Source organism: Selenomonas sp. WCT3, assembly GCA_900100835.1.
GTDB classification, from domain to species: Bacteria; Bacillota; Negativicutes; order Selenomonadales; family Selenomonadaceae; genus Selenomonas_A; species Selenomonas_A ruminantium_E.
The window spans coordinates 46,148-64,248 of record FNCM01000007.1; the positions used below are offsets into that span (position 1 = coordinate 46,148).

Here is an 18,101-nt window from a genome sequence, read left to right on the forward strand (position 1 = left end):
ATATAAAGTAGTGAAATGAAGCGAAGTTTCCTGCTGAAAACATATAATAACAACTGTTTATCTAGTTAATATTATCGTAACAATTATACTTATTTCAGCAAGATTTTACAAGAAAAACTGTAATGTTTTTAACCTAGAGAAAGTGGTGGATTCGTTGACAAAGATTATTGCGGTGGCAAATCAGAAAGGCGGCGTCGGCAAGACGACCACATCCGTTAATCTGGCAGCCTGCCTGGCCGAAAAGAAGAAAAAAGTATTGCTGGTGGACTGTGATCCTCAGGGCAATGCCAGCAGTGGTTACGGTATTGATAAATCGGCGTTGGAGCAGACTATCTATCATGTCTTGATTGATAATGTGGCCGTTCAGGATGTCATCCAGAAAACGGAGTTCAAGGTGGATGTGCTGCCGGCTAACATCGAACTGGCTGGTGCTGAGGTTGAACTGGTGGCGGCTATCTCCCGAGAGACCCGTCTCAAGAAGGCCTTGGACAGCGTAAAGGAAAATTATGATTACATCATCATCGACTGCCCGCCATCCTTGGGACTGTTGACGCTGAATTCCCTGGCAGCTGCCGATTCTGTGCTGATGCCAATCCAGTGCGAATTTTATGCCCTGGAGGGTGTATCCCAGCTCATGAATACAATTGAACTGGTGCGCAGCAATCTCAATCCCCAGCTGGAGGTTGAGGGCGTTCTTATGACGATGTTTGATTCCCGCACGAAGCTGTCGGAGCAAGTGGTAGATGAAGTGCGCAATAACTTTGGCGATACGGTCTATAAGACGATGATTCCGCGTACGGTTCGCTTGTCAGAGGCCCCGTCCTATGGGGAGCCGATTCTCTACTACGATAAGCGCTCCAAAGGGGCCGAGGTATACTTGAAATTGGCGAAAGAGGTGATTGCTCGTGGCAAATAAGGCACATGGTGGCTTGGGCAAAGGTCTGGGAGCACTGCTCAAGGATACGAAACTTACACCGGCCAAGGATAAAGTCCAGGAACTGAATGTAGCGGATATCAAGGCCAATCGCTACCAGCCCCGTCAGGAATTTGACGAGTCGGCATTGGACACGCTGAAGGAATCCGTGAAGCGGATTGGTATCTTAGAGCCGCTGCTGGTTCGCAAACTCCCTGGTACAGGCTATGAATTAATTGCTGGTGAGCGCCGCCTGCGGGCTGCCAAACTGGCTGGATTAAAGACGGTACCGGCTATGATTCGTGAATACAACGATGCCGAAGTCAGTGAAATCGCCCTGATTGAAAACATCCAGCGCGAAGACTTGAATGCTATCGAAGAGGCCAAGGCCTATAATCGCTTGATGAAAGAGTTCGGCATGACCCAGGACGATATGGCCAAGAAAATTGGCCGCAGCCGTTCCCATATCGCCAATTTCCTGCGCTTGCTGAAGCTGGAACCACAAGTACAGGATTACGTGGCTAATGGTGCTCTGTCTATGGGACAGGCAAAACCGCTGCTTTCCATCGAGAATCAGAAGTTGCAGCGGGAAGCCGCCGAATACATTCAGGCAGAAGACCTTTCGGCGCGTCAATGTGAGGCCTTAGTAAAGAAATTGCAGGATAATCCGGATTATTTCAAGGATAAACCGGAGGCTGTGCAGAAAGATAAAAAACAGCAGGATGTATTTTTGACAGATGCCGTGGATAAACTCACCCATCTTTTTGGTACCCAGGTCAAAATTCATCCGGGCAAGAAAAAGAGCAAGATTGAAATTGAGTTCTACTCCCCGGAGGATTTGGAACGCATCATGGGGTTGATTCTTGAGCGGGAAGAACAGGTCAAGAAAAAGAAGATTGACGCTCTGCGGCAAATCTCTTTATCTCAGAAATTTACCGTGTGATGGGAAAATTTGCTTATAGCAAATTCGGAATAAAGGCGTTATAATATTAGAGGTCTGCGATTAAAGGTTCGCAAATTTGTTTCACGTGCAACAATCGGATGCCTGAAACGGGAAGCAGAGAAAGGGAGCATTCAATAAACAATGGATATTCAGCAGTTCATGAAGATAATGACGAATAATATGCCGTTTATTGTTGCCGCTATGGCGGTGATTATGGTAATTATGTTGGGGATTATGATTAACCAGGCGATGAAGCTCAGTTATATGAAGAAGCGCTATCGCAAGATGATGACTGGCGTTGATGGTGCGAATCTCGAGCGTCTGCTCATGGGGCATATCGACGAGGTTCGTCATGTGGTAGAGGAGAATCAGCGCATCGATAACGAGAACAAGCGAATGGATGCACTGCTCCAGACTGCGGTTACGCGGGTAGGCGTTGTCCGTTTCCGGGCCTTTGAAGACATGGGCAGTGATTTGAGCTATGCGGTGGCTTTGCTGGATTCCTACAATAACGGTGTGATACTGTCCAGTATCTTTGGCCGTGAGGATTCCCGCAGTTATGTAAAGCCAATTGAGAACGGAACTTCCTCTTACACGCTGACGCAGGAAGAGGAACAGGCCCTGCACGATGCCATGGCAAAGGCCCAGTAAGGGTATATTATATAGTAGAAAAACCTTTAAAAAACAAAAACCTTATGCTATAATGGCATAAGGTTTTTTATTTATTGGTGAAGCAATCCAGGGAATTTGTAGGTCCGTGGATTATTTTATTGAAAGTGTTTGGAGGCTTTACTTTGGCAGACGAGAAGAAACCAGAGATAAAGGAATCACCGGAGTATACGATTAAATTCATTCCGCCTAATGGCGGCGATGTCAAGAAAATCCATTTGTCCGAACGCAACCTCAAGATTGGGGTTGCTTCGCTGGCTGTTGGTGCGCTGCTCTTTGTGGGGGCGTTCAGCTACTCGGTATACAGTACCTTTGCGGCTCAGAGTGGGCAAAGTGAGATTCGCGAACTTCGGGAAGTCAATACGATTCAGCAGGAACAGCTGCTGCAGCTTTCCAAGAAGGCCAATGACCTGCAGGATGAGATGGAGCAGTTGAAACAGATTGAAAACGAACTGCGCCAAATGACGGGGATGACTCCGGCGAAGGATGCCAATGCACCGGCTGAGCAGAACCCGGATGCCAGTGGCAACGGCGATGGCAAACACGACGGTCAGGGCGGCCCAGTCGTTCAGCCGGATTTGAACAATATCGGCCAGGTACTCACCATGGTGGAGCAGGGGATTACCCAGCGCCGTGAGTCCCTTATGGATTTGCAGCAGCATATCAAAGAACGTCAGGAAAAGCTCGGCTATAACCCGCTTATGGGCAGTAGTACGACGCCCTCTATCTGGCCGGCACATGGTGTGGTTACTTCGCCCTTCGGCCTGCGCTGGAATGGTTCAGACTTCCATCCGGGCATCGACATTGCAAATGATGCCGGAACGCCAATCCTGGCGGCTGCTGATGGTGTCGTTACGACGGCTGGTTGGAATGATGGCGGCTATGGCAATATGGTGGATATTGATCATGGCAATGGCATCATGACCCGCTATGGTCATGCGATGCAGGTTGTGGTTACTCCCGGCCAGTATGTCCGCCGCGGTCAGGTTATCGCTTACATGGGCAGTACGGGATTCTCTACGGGCCCGCATGTTCACTACGAGGTTCGCATTGGCGGTGAGCCGGTAAATCCCGCATCTTACCTTCATTGATAAGCCCTGAAAGTAAGTATTATGTATACTTTCATGGACGAAGAGGGATTGTTTCACGGCGTTGTATGCGTGTATACAGTAAAAAAATACATAACATAACAAAAGGGAATAATAAGAGTAAGCTCTATGCAAACAACTGCATAGGGCTTTTTTATTGGCAGAATAAGTATAACAAATGATAAAACTGTAAACTGTATACATACATAATTATGCAATAATGTATAATTATAATATTGTTTTTTGGCTAAGATGGCGCAAAATCAAGGAAAACACGGTATTTTTCAGAATATTATGCTTGAATATGCATATTGACATTGGTTTACAGTCTTCCTATAATAGGAGATACATTACAGTCGAAATGTATTGTATAGGGACAATGTATTATATACAAAGGACAATCTCAAAGGAGAGACGGATATGTGTAGAATTGGTTCAATCAAGAGCAAAGTACCCATTCAGCCATCAACGGCGCTGCGTTTGATGCTTCCGCAGCAGGAAGGGCATGATAACTCCGGATTTGCCATGGTCATGCAGGACCTGTACGGCATCTTTTCCGATTATAAGGATAAGCCGCTGTTATCCCTGGCTTGCACGCAGCGTGGTGCCCAGCTTGTAGAGGAATACATGGATGCGCACAACTTCGTGCAGCTGGCAGAATGGATTCCAATTCCGGATAAACGTCCGGGGCTTGATATTCAGGCTATGCCATACTACATTTTCCGTAACTACGATTATCCGGAGGATGCTGAAAAGATGACGAAGGAGCAGAAGGAAAACCTGCTGCTCGATACCCGTCTGGCACTCAGAAAACTGCTGGAAGAGGCAGGGGAGGGCTTTGTCTATTCCTTCTGGCCGGATGTTCTGACCCTCAAGGAAATCGGTGACCCGCGCGATATTGCTACCTATTTCCACCTTTGGGATGACAACGGCTGCCTGGCAGCTAAGTCCATCGTAGCTCAGTGTCGTCAGAATACCAACTACGATATCGTTCGGTATGCTGCTCATCCTTTCTTCCTGCAGGGATACACGCTCTGTGCAAACGGTGAGAATACCTTCTATACGAAGAACAAGGAATTCCAGAAATCGCTGCACCGTGGTTATATCGGCTTCGAGTCCGATTCCCAGTGCTTCCTCAATACCCTTCATTATGTACATCATGAGCTCAAATGGCCGCTTACCTATTATAAGCATGTCATTACCCCGCTGCCTTTCGAGGAAATTGAACAGCGGGAGGATAAAGAAGTCCTTACGGCAATCCGTCAGTCGCTGGCAAATCTTGAGATTAACGGGCCGAATACCGTCATCGGTGTGCTGCCGGATAATCGCATGATTACCTGCTGCGACTCGAAGAAACTTCGTCCGGTTGTCATCGGCCGCACCGATGATATGCTGGCAATCTCTTCGGAGGTTTGCGGCATCAATGAAATCATGCCGGATCGTGACCAGACGAAGGATATTTATCCGAATGAACGGGAAATCATAGTAATCAACGATGAGCTGGAGGTACAGAGATGGAAGCAGTAAAAACTCAGGACGTGGCAGTAAATGACCTGCCATGGAAAATCGAATATCATGCTGACCGCTGTACGATGTGCGGCAGCTGCGTTGCTGGCTGCTCGTTCAAGGCCATCAAAGTGGTTACGCAGAGCCAGTCTTTGACGATTTCGGAGGGGAGTCAGCCCGAACCGAAGCATACGCATGTCGCGCGCCCCATCATCAAACAGGTGGCAAGCCTCACGGATTTCTGCCGGGGCTGTGGCATGTGCGAGAAAATCTGCCCGAACAACGCCATTCGTCCGGTTCGCAATCCGGACAGCCGCCGCACGCTGCTGGCAAAGGATAATGGCCCCATCAAACGCGGTGGACGCACGAATCTCAATGCCCAGCGTACGCTTGACAGCATCGTTGTTGGCCGCATCTCCCAGATGACGGACCCGTCCCTTGATGCTGCCCGCCATACCTTCGATATTCGTTCGCCCTTTGGTCGTGTCCTTTCCGCTAAAGAGCTTCCCTTTGAGCTCAAGGATGGCAAGCTGGTACAGGCAAGCCATACGCCGCCAGTCGATTGGATTTATCCGCTGATTTTCTCGGATATGTCCATCGGTGCCCTGTCGACCCGTGCTTGGGAAGCTGTAGCCCTGGCTGTTGGCTACCTCAATGAGAAATGCGGCCTGCCGGTACGCATGAGCTCTGGTGAGGGCGGTATGCCGGTAAAACTTTTGGAATCAGAATATCTCAAATACTTCATTATACAGATTGCTTCCGGTCACTTTGGCTGGAACCGTATCATCAAGGCAATGCCGCATATGGTTACAGACCCGGCGGGTATCCTCATTAAAATCGGTCAGGGTGCAAAACCAGGTGACGGCGGCCTGCTGCCGGAGGCCAAGGTAGCCGAGCATGTCCAGGCTATCCGTGGCGTTCCGAAAGCGACACTGGCTTCGCCGCCGAACCATCAGGGCCTGTATTCCATCGAGGAATCGGTCCAGAAGATGCACCTTTCCATGAATGCAGCCTTTGGCTTCCGCGTTCCCGTTGGTATCAAGTGCGCTGCTTCGGCAACTTCTGTTTCCGTATACAACAACCTGCTGCGTGACCCGTACAAAATCTGCGGCGGCTTCTTCCTGGATGGTATTCAGGGCGGTACTGGTGCAGCCAATGAGGTATCCCTTGACCACACGGGCCATCCGGTGGTTTCCAAGATTCGCGACTGCTACAATGCCGCTGTCAAACAGGGCTTGCAGGGCCAGATTCCGCTTTATGGCGGTGGTGGTATCGGCATGACTGGCAATGCGGCAGCAGATGCCTTCAAGATGATGTGCCTTGGTGCTAACGGCGTATTCGTGGGTAAGGTATTGATTCAGCTCCTGGGCTGCGTTGGTAACGAGCAGGGCCGCTGCAATTCCTGCAACACGGGTAAATGCCCGATGGGTATCTGCTCCCAGGATCCGCGCCTCGTGAAACGCCTCGATATCGATCGCGGCGCACAGAAAATCGTCGACTATGTACTGGCTTTCGATGCGGAGCTCAAGAAGCTCATGGCACCGATTGGCAACAGCTCGCTGCCGATTGGCCGCAGTGATGCACTGGTATCGACGGATAAGGCTGTGGCAGAAAAACTCGGCATCCAGTATGTATGCTAACGATGGCGTAACAGGAGGCAATAACTTATGTTTAAGATAGAAACAATGCAGGGACATGATCGCATGTCCACTCAGGACCTGCTGCTCGCCATTGGCGATGCGGTAAAGCAGGGCGAGACCGAGTTCGAGATTGAGGCTTCGGGCCAACATGATATCGGCGGTCCATTATGGCATCCGGAAGGCAAGACGCTGCACTTCCATGTTACCAATGCCGGGCAGCGTCTCGGCTCCATGTGCCTGCCGGGCACGGAGATTATCGCGGAGGGTTCCGTATCGGCCGATGTCGGCTGGCTGAACTCCGGCGGTACGATTACGGTTAAAGGCGATGCCGGTGATACGGCAGGTCACTGTTCTTCCGGTGGTAAGATTTTCATCGGCGGCCGTGGCGGCACCCGTACGGGTTCGTTGATGAAACACGATCCGCTCTATGAGGAGCCGGAGCTTTGGATTCTCAAGAATGTCGGTTCCTTCTCCTTTGAGTTCATGGGCGGCGGCCGTGCAATCGTTTGTGGTTATGACAGCGAGCAGTTCGCCTCGGTGCTCGGCGAGCGCGCCTGCGTTGGTATGGTAGGCGGCGTGGTCTATGTACGCGGTACTATCGATACCTATCCGGCAGATATCAAATATCTGGATCTGGATGAGGACGATATTGCCTTCCTCGATGGCGGCATGGATGAATTCCTCCAGCATATCGAGCGCGAAGACTTGCGTCAGGAACTGTCGGATTGGAGCCAGTGGAAGAAACTGCGCCCGCTGACGGCTGCGGAAAAGAAGGGCAAGAAAAAACACGACCTCAAGGCATTCCGTTTGAATGACTGGGTAAAGGGCGGTATCTTCAGCGATGTTGCTCATGATGATTTTGCTGTTCATAACACGCTTTCGACGGGACTTTACCGCCTCCGGGTGCCGAGCTGGGATAATGCGAAATTCGCCGCACCGTGCGAATTCAACTGCCCGACGGGCATCCCGACGCAGCGCCGCTATGACCTGATTCGTCAGGGCAAGCTCGATGAGGCGTTCCAGCTGGAATTGCAGTACACGCCATTCCCCGGTTCGGTTTGTGGTTCGGTCTGCCCGAACCCCTGCATGGATCACTGTACGCGCGGTACGATTGATGAGCCCATCCAGATCGGTGACCTCGGCTATCGTTCCGCCTTCTTGAAGGTGGAGCCGCCGAAAGTAAAGACGGGCAAAAAGATTGCCGTCATCGGCGGTGGTGTGGCCGGTCTCTCGACGGCTTGGCAGCTTGCGCGCAAAGGCCATAGCGTTACGGTCTATGATGATGCGGACCACATCGGTGGTAAGCTCGAGCAGGTAATCCCGCGCGGCCGTCTGGCGCATGAGCTTCTCGAGGCAGAACTCAAACGCATTCAGAGCGTTGGCGTCGAATTTGTCACGGCCTGCAAAGTCGATAAAGAAAAATTTGCGGCCCTGCGCCAGGAAAACGATGCCGTTGTTGTCGCTACGGGCGGCACGAAATCCCGCTTCTTCCCGTGGGAAGGAGCAGAACACCTCACGATGGGGCTGGAGTACCTCAAGGCGATCAATCGCGGCGAAAAACCGGCAACGGGCAAACATGTCGTGGTAATCGGTGCGGGTAACTCCGGTATGGATACCTGCCGTGGTGCTTATGAAATGGGCGCGGAGACGGTCGTAGCTGTCGATGTGCAGAAACCGGCAGCTTTTGCTGATGAAATCGAGTACATCGAAAATCTCGGCGGCAAGCTCGTCTGGCCGTTCTTTACGAATAAAATCACGCCGGAGGGCGTTTATGGCAACGATGGCCGCTTCATCCCGGCCGATCAGGTAATCGTCAGCATCGGTGAGGAACCGGAGCTTGACTTCCTGCCGGAAGACGAGGGAATCGAGTTCTTCCGCAAGAGCTGGCTGGTACCCAAGAAAGACCAGAGCATTGCCAAAGGCGTATTCACCGCTGGTGATACGATTAAACCAGGCCGTCTGACCGATGCTATCGGCAGTGGCCGCAAAGCAGCCTGGTATGTCGATCAGTATGTCATGGGCCAAGAGACTGCGGACTTCCCTGAGAAGCAGCAGATCCCTGCCGAGCGCCTGTCGAAAGCCTATTTTGACAAATGCCATCACTGCCTGCTGGGTGACCCGGTGGATGACCACACGCGCTGCGTAAGCTGTGGTACCTGCCGTGACTGCAAGATGTGTCTGGAATCCTGCCCAGAAAAAGCCATCACCCGTATTCAGAAGGAAGATGGCAGCTGGGAGTACGTATCCGACCCGGATCGCTGCATCGGCTGTGGAATCTGCGCGGGTGTCTGCCCCTGCGGCGTCTGGAGCATCAACGACAATCCAGAAAAAATCGCTATGTATTCGACGGGAGCAAAAGCGTAAAATATTCATTGTTTCACGTGCAACAAAACGAGGCCATGAGAAGTTGATTCTCATGGCCTCGTTTTTCGGTATAAGCTTATATATTAATGATGGGGAGCGATATAGAGAATATCGTTTTATTTATGCCAATTGATTTTGTACTGGCAGTGGTAGGTAAAATCACCGGTATAGGGCGGCGTTGTCGAATGCCATTTACGAAAGGCCAGATACTTTTTGCACGATTCGCCCGGGGCCAGATACACATTGCCCAAAGACGGGTAGAAGGCCGTATCTTCGAAAATCACATAGCCGTTAGGGGCTTTGACCACAAGGGAAAATTCGCCACTTTCGACATAGGCCCCTTCATCCCCGGAGTTATAAAGAACTCCCTCGTAATGAACAAGGCCGGATTCTAAATCCTTCAAATCAACTTTGGTACATGTGAAGTCAATCTTGGGACTCGCCATGCAAGTGGTAATGCCAGTTCCTATCAGGCTGATCGTTATGGTCAGGAGCAGGAAGAGCTTTTTTACATAGCGTGGCACAGCCAGAGATTTTTGAAAGATAGTCAACATGAATGAACCTCCAGAAAAAAATACACAACTAGCGGTTGATATGAAATCCTACATATTTTAACGGAGGTTATAAGGCTTGTCAAGGGATGAGGAGAGGAGGGGGTGGGGACAGGTTATTCTTCCACGAGGGGATACAGTTCGTTATCTTCGCGGCGAAGGCGCTCCAGCAGGGCACCGATAACTTGCTTGGTTTCTTGCAGAAAGTCAGCGGGATTATTTTTTATTTTGGTTGGCGTCATGAAGGCTTCCTTGTACCCTTTGAAGGTATCCGCCAGATGCCCCATTTCCAGATCAAAGCGGGAAGCGGTATCGCGAACTTTTTCAAGGCCGCTTTTCTTCAGATTGGGATAGAGAAATTTATCTTCGGCGGCCAGATGAATGGAGATAAGGCCTGCCAGGCGGGAGAGTGCCCGGGCAATGGTGTCGGCTTGCTGGGTGACCTCGCTGGCTGTCTTGGCGCAGGTTATCGTATCGATAAGCTCATAGATTCCGGCATGGTGGTCTTTTAAAATTTCCAGATACATAGAAAACACTCCTTTTTTTTTCATTTCGTGGCTAGTTTAACGGAAATGAGGAGAAAAAGATGTAACCAGGGTTACGTTTTTGCGTACATGTGACAGATATCAATTGTTCTTTCCTAGGAAAGAAATTATACTTACAGTAAAAAGAACAGTTGGAGGCGGGATCTATGATAAAAATTGTATTTTCGGATATTGATGGTACGTTTTTGACGCCGGACAGCAAGGTTAGTCCAGTGACCGCGGCGGCCGTCAAAAAGCTTTTGGGCAGGGAAATTCCGTTGGTGCTGGTTTCAGCCCGGATGCCGGAGGCAATCTATCCCTTGACCGATGCAATTGGCATCAAGATTCCCATCATCAGCTATAGCGGGGCGCTGGCACTCACGGAGACGGGGGAAGAGCTTGGCAGTGTAACGATGGCTGGGGCGGATACTGCCCGCCTGCTGAAAGTGCTGGCAGAGGAATACTCCGATGCAGTAGTCAACTACTATGCTGGTCATCATTGGTATGTAAAAGATGTGACCAATGCGCGTGTTCAGACGGAGGTGCGTATCACCTCGGCACAGCCGCAGAATGCCAGCTTTGAAGAACGGCTGGCGGCGGGGGAAGTACCTCATAAGATTCTGCTGATGGCCGAACCAGAACTTTGTGAGCGGGCGGAGCGGGAGCTTTCGGCGCGCTTCCCAATGTTCCATGTAGTCCGCTCGGCAGCATTTTTACTGGAAATCATGGATGTCTCCGTATCGAAGGCCAGCGGCATTGAAGTGATGTTAAAGCATTTTGGTTTCCGCGCGGAGGAATCGCTTTCTTTTGGGGATAATTATAACGATACGGAGATGCTGGCTCTCACAGGCCGCAGTGTTGCCATGGGAAATGCTCCGGACGATATCAAGAAATTGGCAACCGATATCACCGCATCTAATGCCGAAGACGGACTGGCGAAGTTCCTGGAACAGGAAATCTTTGCCAGCTGTGAGGAGGGGATGCTATGTCCAAAATGTTTTGGAAAAGTGAACCTATCTTAGATAATATGTAGTGACCTCCAATTGCAAGCATCGTGGAATGACGAGAAATGATTCCTAAGCGTTGAGCAGTGGAAGGAAGATAATAAACAGGCTGTGAAGACCTTGTACCAAATGTTGGTAGAGCGAGGTTTTCACAGCCTGTTTTTCAGTGGGCGATTTTTTGTAGTTTTTTCTCGACGTGATTGAGGATTTCACAGCCGTCATCGGTGACGATAACGAGGTCTTCAATGCGGACGCCGAAGCGGTCCGGCAGGTATACACCGGGTTCGATGGAAAAGACCATGCCGGGTACGGTCAGGTTTTCATTGGTGGCGCTCACGTCGCCCTGTTCGTGGTCGGTTTGGCCGATGAAGTGGCCGAGGCGGTGGTTGAATTCTTTTTCGTAGCCATTTTCCGCCAGAAAATCCCGGGCGGCTGCATCGATGGCTGCTAAGGGGATGCCGGGGCGGATGATGGCTTCAGCTTTTTCGTTGGCCTGGCGGACCAGGTCGTGTACCTTGGTAAATTCTGCGTCGGCAGGCTCACCGATTACAAAGGTTCGGGTCATATCGGAGCAGTAGCCCTTATAAACACAGCCCATATCGATGAGCACGCATTCGCCGTCTTTTATGGTCGTGTCATCGGGCTCGTGGTGTGGGTCGGCGGCATTGGCACCCACAGAGACAATGGTGGGAAAACTGGGCCCTGAGGCACCTTCGGCCAGGAAGGTTTTATCGATGAAGTCCGCCAGTTCCTTTTCGGTCATGCCAGCCTTCGCGTGGGCAAAGGCCTGAGTTATGACTTTGTCGTTGATGCGGGAAGCAGTTCGCATCAGGGCTAATTCCGCTTCGTCTTTTATGGCACGGCAGTCATCGACGGCCTGGGAAGCCAGTACCGGGGTGACACCCGTGCGCTCTAGCAGAGGAATCAAAAAGCGGGCGGTGAAGGTCTTGTCGATGCCCAGTTTTCCCTTTTGGATATGGGCGGCCAGCAGGGCAATCTGGTCATCCATATCGCTGAAGCGAACTTCGTTATAGCCCGTTTCTGCAACGGAGAAGAGATGGTTCAGGAAAAAGGTATGCTTTCCATCGCTGCGGATGAGGAAGGCGTAGAGCCGTTCGAAGGGTTCTACATAGATACCTGTGAGATAGCGGATACTCATCGGGTCTGATACGAGGAGCTGGGAAAGTCCCAAGGACTCCATATTTTTGATGACGCATTCAATGCGATGATTCATAGTTTTATCGTCCTTTCGAATATGATACGGTCTCATTATACTACTTTGTCAATGAGGCGTCATGCTGGTATCCGCCAGGGAGTTGCTGTTTTTTAAATTATCAGAATATAGGGCAGGTTCTTATAAATATGTAATAAATAAAGAGCAATAAAAAAGTTGACAGAATGATATAACTGTGTTATATTAATACCATGAAATGTGCTCGAACACAATTTTAAGGATACCACTCAAAACCTATATGGAGGGATATGGAATGAAAACAAGCACGAATAAAAGTGCAGGAAAGAAAATTTCTAGCAAGTTCATATATTTCTTTGGTTCCTTTGGAGGTATTTTATTCGGTTATGATATTGGTGTTATGACCGGTGCCCTTCCGTTCCTGCAGAACGACTGGGGATTGCAGGGCAATGCCAGTGTCATTGGCTGGATTACTTCCGCCGTTATGTTTGGTGCAATTTTTGGTGGAGCTTTGGCTGGTCAGCTTTCCGACCGTCTGGGCCGCCGCAAGATGATTCTGCTTTCAGCACTTATCTTTATCATCGGTTCGATTCTTTCGGGTATCGCACCGCAGGATGGTTCGCTTTATCTTATCGCTGTCCGCACGCTGTTGGGCTTGGCTGTTGGTGCTGCATCGGCACTGGTTCCGGCTTATATGTCGGAGATGGCGCCGGCCCGGTTGCGCGGACGCTTGTCCGGTATCAATCAGACCATGATTGTCTCTGGTATGCTTCTTTCTTATGTCGTTGACTATCTGCTCAAAGATATGCCGGAAATGATTGCTTGGCGTCTGATGCTGAGCTTGGCCGCTGTACCGGCTGTCATCCTGTTCTTCGGCGTTCTCCATCTTCCGGAATCGCCGCGCTTCCTGGTTCGTGGCGGCAAGCTGGACGAGGCTCGTCAGGTGCTTTCCTGCATCCGTCCGGAATCGGAAGTGGAAGCAGAGCTTATGGATATCCAGAACACGGCCCGCGATGAACAGCAGGCAAAACAGTCCACGTCTCTTTCGACGTTGGTATCGGGCAAATATCGTTATCTGGTTACGGCTGGTGTTGGCGTGGCTGCCTTCCAGCAGTTCCAGGGCGCTAATGCAATTTTCTATTACATTCCGATGATTGTGGAACAGGCTACGGGTCAGGCTGCCAGCTCGCAGCTCATGTGGCCGATTATCCAGGGCATTATCCTGGTACTTGGTTCTTTGGTATTCCTCGGCATTGCCGATCGTTTCAATCGCCGTACGCTGCTGACGGTAGGCGGCACGGTTATGGGTCTTTCCTTTATTCTTCCGGCAGTTCTCAACAGCTTGATTCCGGGAATGGACCCCATGATGATTGTCTTCTTCCTTTGCATCTATGTTGCATTTTATTCCTTCACTTGGGCACCGCTTACGTGGGTTATTGTCGGTGAGATTTTCCCGCTGGCTATCCGCGGCCGTGCTTCTGGCGTTGCTTCTTCGTTCAACTGGATTGGTTCCTTCCTAGTCGGGCTGCTGTTCCCGATTATGACGGCGACGATTTCCCAGGCAGCAGTATTCGCGATTTTCGGTGTTATCTGCCTGCTGGGCGTAGCCTTCATCCGTAACTGCGTGCCGGAGACGCGCGGTCATACGCTGGAGGAAATCGAGGCAGCTGGTATTCGCCAGCATGAAGTAGAAGGCAAAGCAGCAATGACGCATTGATTTATTTACCTGGCTACGAGGGGAGAGTTCGCTGATGGAACTTATGAAAAATGCAGCCAGTATTGAGAATGGTGAGACGGCCCTGGGCATTGAACTGGGGTCCACCAGAATCAAAACTGTGCTCGTAAACAGAAATTGTGAAACGCTGGCTTCCGCAAGTTATGAATGGGAAAATCAGCTCGAGAACGGCATCTGGACGTATGATTTGGACCGGGCTTGGGCGGGCATTCAGACCTGCTTCACTCAGGTGGCCGCTGATGTGCGCAGCCGCTATCATGTGCCGTTTACGAAGATTGGTGCCATTGGTGTCAGTGCTATGATGCATGGCTACCTGCCCTTTGACAAGGACGGCAAGCAGCTGGCAGGGTTCCGTACCTGGCGCAACAACATCACAGGCGAGGCTGCCGATGCGCTGACGAAGGAATTTGCCTTTAACATTCCCCAGCGCTGGAGCATTGCTCATCTTTATCAGGCAATCCGCAATAAAGAAGAGCATGTAAAAGACATTGCGTTCCTGACGACGCTGGCTGGTTATGTTCATTGGAAACTGTCGGGCGAGAAGGTTCTGGGTATCGGAGATGCCTCGGGCATGTTCCCCATTGACAGTGCTACAGGTGACTATGATGAAGGCATGCTGGCAAAATTTGCGGCGCTGGATGATGTGAAGCCCTTTGCTTGGTCGCTTAAAGAGATTCTGCCTCAGGTGCTTTCGGCTGGCGAGAAGGCTGGCGTTCTCACGCCGGAGGGCGCAAAGCTGCTCGATCCTTCGGGCAAGCTCGAATGGGGCAGCCTGATGGCTCCGCCAGAGGGCGATGCCGGAACCGGTATGGTCGGTACCAACAGCGTTCGCAAACGCACGGGCAATATCTCAGTAGGCACCTCGGCTTTCTCGATGAATGTTCTCGATGCACCGCTGAAGGAAGTCCATCAGGATATCGATATGGTAACGACGCCGGATGGCGCTCCCGTAGCCATGGTTCATACCAATAACTGTTCTTCAGACCTCAATGCCTGGGTTTCCCTGTTTGGGGAGTTCGCTGAGGCTATGGGGCACGGGTTAAAGCCGGATAAACTCTATGGCCTGCTCTTTAACCAGACTCGCCTGGCCGATAAGGATGCCGGTGGGCTGCTCAATTACAGCTGCCTATCCGGTGAGAATATCACCCGGGTGGAGCAGGGACGTCCGCTCTTTATGCGCACGCCGCACAGCCATATGAATCTGGCAAACTTCATGCTGTCCCAGCTTTATGCAGCCTTTGCACCGCTGAAAATCGGCATGGATATCCTCGTCCGCGAGGAAGGCGTCAAGACGGATGTGATGATTGCCCAGGGCGGTTTGTTCCAGACCCCGGTCATCGGCCAGCAGGTTTTGGCGGATGCGCTGAACATCCCGATTACGGTTATGGAAACGGCGGGAGAAGGCGGCCCATGGGGCATGGCAGTCCTGGCTGTATTTGCCAAATGGGGCATGCCGGAGGAGACTTTGGCAGACTTCCTCGACACCCATGTTTTCCGCAATCCGGAGAGCACGACGCTTACGCCGAATGCGCAGGGCGTCGCTGGCTGCCAGCAGTTTATCAAAGCATATCGCGCCGGTCTTGCCGTTGAGAAGGAAGCCGGTACGGCGGTTCAGGAAACGGCTTGAACGTTATAAGGTATCTCAGTAAGAAAGGATTTTGGTCATGTTAGAAGCGTTGAAACAAGAGGTCTATGAAGCGAATATGATGTTGCCGAAACTCGGCATTGTAACCTTTACCTGGGGCAATGTCTCCGGTATTGACCGCAAGCAGGGCCTCTTTGTCATCAAACCATCAGGAGTTCCCTATGAGGAATTGAAACCAGAGGACATGGTGGTTGTCGATATGAACGGTCATGTTGTAGAGGGCGATATGAATCCGTCCAGTGATACGATGACGCATCTGGTTCTTTATAAGGAGTTTCCGACGATTGGGGCAGTGGTTCACACGCATTCTTCCTGGGCTGTTTCCTTTGCTGAAGCAGGGCTGCCGTTGGAAGCCCTCGGTACGACTCATGCGGATACGTTCTTTGGGGATGTACCGGTGACTGAGGCCTTGACGAAAGAAGAAATTGAATCCGATTATGAGGAAAATACGGGCCATGTCATTGTCCGTACCTTTAAGGACCAGGGAATTGACCCCGAGGCCGTTCCGGCGGTGCTGGTCAAACAGCATGGGCCGTTTACCTGGGGCCCGAATCCGAAGAAAGCTGTGGAGACGGCCAAAATCCTTGATGTGGTAGCCGAGATGAACTACCATGCGCTGCAGCTCACGCGCGGCGATATCCGGGTACCGCAGTACCTACTGGATAAACATTATTATCGCAAACATGGTGCCAATGCCTACTATGGACAGAATAATGCCAAGTCCAATAGCGGTGCAACGCATCGTTAAACAGTCGTAATGACGAGTATCTATCTATAAACTGAAGGGAAGCGTTATCATGTTAGAGACGAAAAATTATGAATTTTGGTTTGTTGCCGGCAGCCAGTTCCTCTATGGTGAGGAGACGTTGAAAGAAGTTGCCCGTGATGTGGAAGATATGACGGAGAAGCTCAATGCCAGCGGCAAGCTTCCGTATAAAGTAGTTTGCAAGGGCGTTATGACGACGGCTGAGGGCATCACGAACTTCATGAAGGAAGTCAATTATCATGATGAAGTCGCTGGTGTAATCACCTGGATGCACACCTTCTCTCCGGCTAAAAACTGGATTCGCGGGACGAAGCTCCTGCAGAAACCGCTGCTGCATCTGGCTACGCAGTATCTCAACAACATTCCGTATGATACGATTGATTTTGACTACATGAACCTCAACCAGAGTGCGCATGGTGACCGCGAGTATGGGTATCTGAACTCCCGTCTCGGCATCAACAACAAGATTGTCTATGGCTACTGGGGCGATGAAGAAGTCCAGCAGGAAATTGCGGACTGGCAGGATGTAGCCGTTGCCTATAATGAGAGCTTCAATATCCGCGTCTGCCGTTTCGGCGATACGATGCGTGACGTCGCTGTTACCGAAGGCGATAAGGTCGAGGCTCAGATTCAGCTGGGCTGGACGGTCGATTACTGGCCGGTGGGCGAGCTGGTCGATGTCATCGATGCCATTGATGAGAAAGACGTTGACACGGAGTATGCAAAACTGCAGCAGAACTACACCCTCAATATCCAGCACAACAGCGCCGAGAAATTCGAAGAGTCGGTTCGCTATCAGCTGCGTGAATACCTCGGCATCAAGAAATTCCTTGATGACAAGGGCTACAATGCCTTCTGCACGAACTTCCAGGACCTCAAGGGCCTCAAACAGCTGCCGGGTCTGGCTGCACAGCTGCTGATGCGTGACGGCTATGGCTTTGCTGCTGAGGGCGATTGGAAACATGCAGCTCTTACGCGCCTGCTGAAGATCCTCTCCCATAATGACCGCACGGTATTCATGGAAGATTACACGCTCGACCTGCGCAAAGGCCATGAGGCTATTCTCGGTGCGCATATGCTCGAGGTTGACCCGACGATTGCCAGCGACAAACCGCGTGTTGAGGTTCATCCGCTGGATATCGGCGATAAGGAAGACCCGGCTCGTCTCGTATTCACGGGCGCCGATGGGGATGGCATCGATGTGACGATTGCCGATTTCCGTGATGGTTTCCGCATCATCAGCTATCCGGTTGAGTGCCGCAAAGCTGAGGCAGAGACGCCGCATCTTCCGGTTGCTAAACAGCTCTGGACGCCGAAAGTCGGCCTCAAGGAGGGCGCAACCCAGTGGATTAAAGCTGGTGGCGGTCACCATACTGTCCTGAGCTTCACGATTAAAGAATCCCAGATTCACGATCTTGCCATGATGTTTGGCACGGACCTCGTTGAAATCTGTTGATTTACCCTAAAACTTTCCTAAGTTCCCCTGAGGAGGGCCGTTGGTATAAACCAGCGGCCCTTTTTATATTGGGGAAGGCTGGTACGAAGAAAGTCTCTAGCGGTA

The 18,101-nt window shown here is 51.1% G+C and carries 15 protein-coding genes; 12 read left to right on the forward strand and 3 right to left on the reverse strand.

From position 1 onward, the window contains the following. Positions 1–145 precede the first annotated feature (145 nt). The 7 genes from BLQ36_RS07790 (at position 146) to BLQ36_RS07820 (ending at position 9,123) form a co-directional block, all read left to right on the forward strand. On the forward strand, positions 146–916 hold the full coding sequence (locus tag BLQ36_RS07790) for a ParA family protein (RefSeq protein ID WP_074515072.1): 771 nt from the start codon (positions 146–148) through the stop codon (positions 914–916). Continuing rightward, positions 906–1,856, forward strand: a complete 951-nt coding sequence (locus BLQ36_RS07795; protein ID WP_074515073.1) for a ParB/RepB/Spo0J family partition protein — start codon at positions 906–908, stop codon at positions 1,854–1,856. The genes BLQ36_RS07790 and BLQ36_RS07795 overlap by 11 nt, the downstream gene beginning before the upstream one ends. Positions 1,857–1,997: 141 nt before the next feature. Further along, positions 1,998–2,507 carry a DUF4446 family protein gene (locus BLQ36_RS07800; protein ID WP_074515074.1) on the forward strand — a complete coding sequence of 170 codons (510 nt, stop codon included), beginning with the start codon at positions 1,998–2,000 and terminating at the stop codon, positions 2,505–2,507. Between the two features lie 143 nt (positions 2,508–2,650). Beyond that, positions 2,651–3,616, forward strand: coding sequence for a M23 family metallopeptidase (locus BLQ36_RS07805; protein ID WP_074515075.1), 966 nt, complete (start codon positions 2,651–2,653; stop codon positions 3,614–3,616). Positions 3,617–4,033: 417 nt separating this feature from the next. Next, complete coding sequence (locus tag BLQ36_RS07810) at positions 4,034–5,140, forward strand: class II glutamine amidotransferase (RefSeq protein ID WP_074515076.1); 1,107 nt, start codon at positions 4,034–4,036, stop codon at positions 5,138–5,140. Further along, entirely contained in the window at positions 5,128–6,759 is a 1,632-nt protein-coding gene (locus BLQ36_RS07815; protein ID WP_033170591.1) for a glutamate synthase-related protein, read from the forward strand. Before BLQ36_RS07810 ends, BLQ36_RS07815 begins: the two co-directional genes overlap by 13 nt. Before the next feature lie 27 nt (positions 6,760–6,786). Continuing rightward, positions 6,787–9,123, forward strand: a complete 2,337-nt coding sequence (locus BLQ36_RS07820; RefSeq protein ID WP_074515077.1) for an FAD-dependent oxidoreductase — start codon at positions 6,787–6,789, stop codon at positions 9,121–9,123. Positions 9,124–9,239: 116 nt separating this feature from the next. On the opposite strand, the gene BLQ36_RS07825 is transcribed toward BLQ36_RS07820, so the two are convergent. Then, positions 9,240–9,677 (reverse strand): hypothetical protein, encoded by a 438-nt coding sequence (locus tag BLQ36_RS07825; protein ID WP_074515078.1) that lies wholly within the window; start codon positions 9,675–9,677, stop codon positions 9,240–9,242. Positions 9,678–9,790: 113 nt separating this feature from the next. Continuing rightward, positions 9,791–10,201 (reverse strand): hemerythrin domain-containing protein, encoded by a 411-nt coding sequence (locus BLQ36_RS07830; protein WP_074515079.1) that lies wholly within the window; start codon positions 10,199–10,201, stop codon positions 9,791–9,793. 164 nt (positions 10,202–10,365) lie between these two features. Here BLQ36_RS07830 and BLQ36_RS07835 point away from each other — a divergent pair, with 164 nt between their 5' ends. Beyond that, a complete protein-coding gene (locus tag BLQ36_RS07835; protein ID WP_074515080.1) occupies positions 10,366–11,220 on the forward strand; it encodes a Cof-type HAD-IIB family hydrolase in 855 nt (284 codons plus the stop codon). A 145-nt stretch (positions 11,221–11,365) separates the two neighbouring features. On the opposite strand, the gene BLQ36_RS07840 is transcribed toward BLQ36_RS07835, so the two are convergent. After that, positions 11,366–12,436, reverse strand: a complete 1,071-nt coding sequence (locus BLQ36_RS07840; protein WP_074515081.1) for a M24 family metallopeptidase — start codon at positions 12,434–12,436, stop codon at positions 11,366–11,368. A 253-nt stretch (positions 12,437–12,689) separates the two neighbouring features. Here BLQ36_RS07840 and BLQ36_RS07845 point away from each other — a divergent pair, with 253 nt between their 5' ends. From BLQ36_RS07845 to araA, 4 genes are read left to right on the forward strand one after another with little or no spacing between them, the layout of a single operon-like run. Then, positions 12,690–14,111, forward strand: coding sequence for a sugar porter family MFS transporter (locus BLQ36_RS07845; protein ID WP_074515082.1), 1,422 nt, complete (start codon positions 12,690–12,692; stop codon positions 14,109–14,111). 34 nt (positions 14,112–14,145) lie between these two features. Continuing rightward, positions 14,146–15,756, forward strand: a complete 1,611-nt coding sequence (locus BLQ36_RS07850; RefSeq protein WP_074515083.1) for a xylulokinase — start codon at positions 14,146–14,148, stop codon at positions 15,754–15,756. 37 nt (positions 15,757–15,793) lie between these two features. Beyond that, entirely contained in the window at positions 15,794–16,522 is a 729-nt protein-coding gene (locus tag BLQ36_RS07855) for an L-ribulose-5-phosphate 4-epimerase (RefSeq protein ID WP_074515084.1), read from the forward strand. A 49-nt stretch (positions 16,523–16,571) separates the two neighbouring features. After that, on the forward strand, positions 16,572–17,996 hold the full coding sequence (gene araA, locus BLQ36_RS07860; RefSeq protein ID WP_074515085.1) for an L-arabinose isomerase: 1,425 nt from the start codon (positions 16,572–16,574) through the stop codon (positions 17,994–17,996). Positions 17,997–18,101: the final 105 nt, after the last annotated feature.

What these genes read in the sequence shown, in the direction of transcription:
- BLQ36_RS07800 (WP_074515074.1), top strand. Translation starts at nt 1,998, where the DNA reads ATGGATATTCAGCAGTTCATGAAGATAATGACGAATAATATGCCGTTT.
- BLQ36_RS07810 (WP_074515076.1), top strand. Translation starts at nt 4,034, where the DNA reads ATGTGTAGAATTGGTTCAATCAAGAGCAAAGTACCCATTCAGCCATCA.
- BLQ36_RS07815 (WP_033170591.1), top strand. Translation starts at nt 5,128, where the DNA reads ATGGAAGCAGTAAAAACTCAGGACGTGGCAGTAAATGACCTGCCATGG.
- BLQ36_RS07820 (WP_074515077.1), top strand. Translation starts at nt 6,787, where the DNA reads ATGTTTAAGATAGAAACAATGCAGGGACATGATCGCATGTCCACTCAG.
- BLQ36_RS07825 (WP_074515078.1), bottom strand. Translation starts at nt 9,677, where the DNA reads ATGTTGACTATCTTTCAAAAATCTCTGGCTGTGCCACGCTATGTAAAA.
- BLQ36_RS07830 (WP_074515079.1), bottom strand. Translation starts at nt 10,201, where the DNA reads ATGTATCTGGAAATTTTAAAAGACCACCATGCCGGAATCTATGAGCTT.
- BLQ36_RS07835 (WP_074515080.1), top strand. Translation starts at nt 10,366, where the DNA reads ATGATAAAAATTGTATTTTCGGATATTGATGGTACGTTTTTGACGCCG.
- BLQ36_RS07840 (WP_074515081.1), bottom strand. Translation starts at nt 12,436, where the DNA reads ATGAATCATCGCATTGAATGCGTCATCAAAAATATGGAGTCCTTGGGA.
- BLQ36_RS07845 (WP_074515082.1), top strand. Translation starts at nt 12,690, where the DNA reads ATGAAAACAAGCACGAATAAAAGTGCAGGAAAGAAAATTTCTAGCAAG.
- BLQ36_RS07850 (WP_074515083.1), top strand. Translation starts at nt 14,146, where the DNA reads ATGGAACTTATGAAAAATGCAGCCAGTATTGAGAATGGTGAGACGGCC.
- BLQ36_RS07855 (WP_074515084.1), top strand. Translation starts at nt 15,794, where the DNA reads ATGTTAGAAGCGTTGAAACAAGAGGTCTATGAAGCGAATATGATGTTG.
- araA (WP_074515085.1), top strand. Translation starts at nt 16,572, where the DNA reads ATGTTAGAGACGAAAAATTATGAATTTTGGTTTGTTGCCGGCAGCCAG.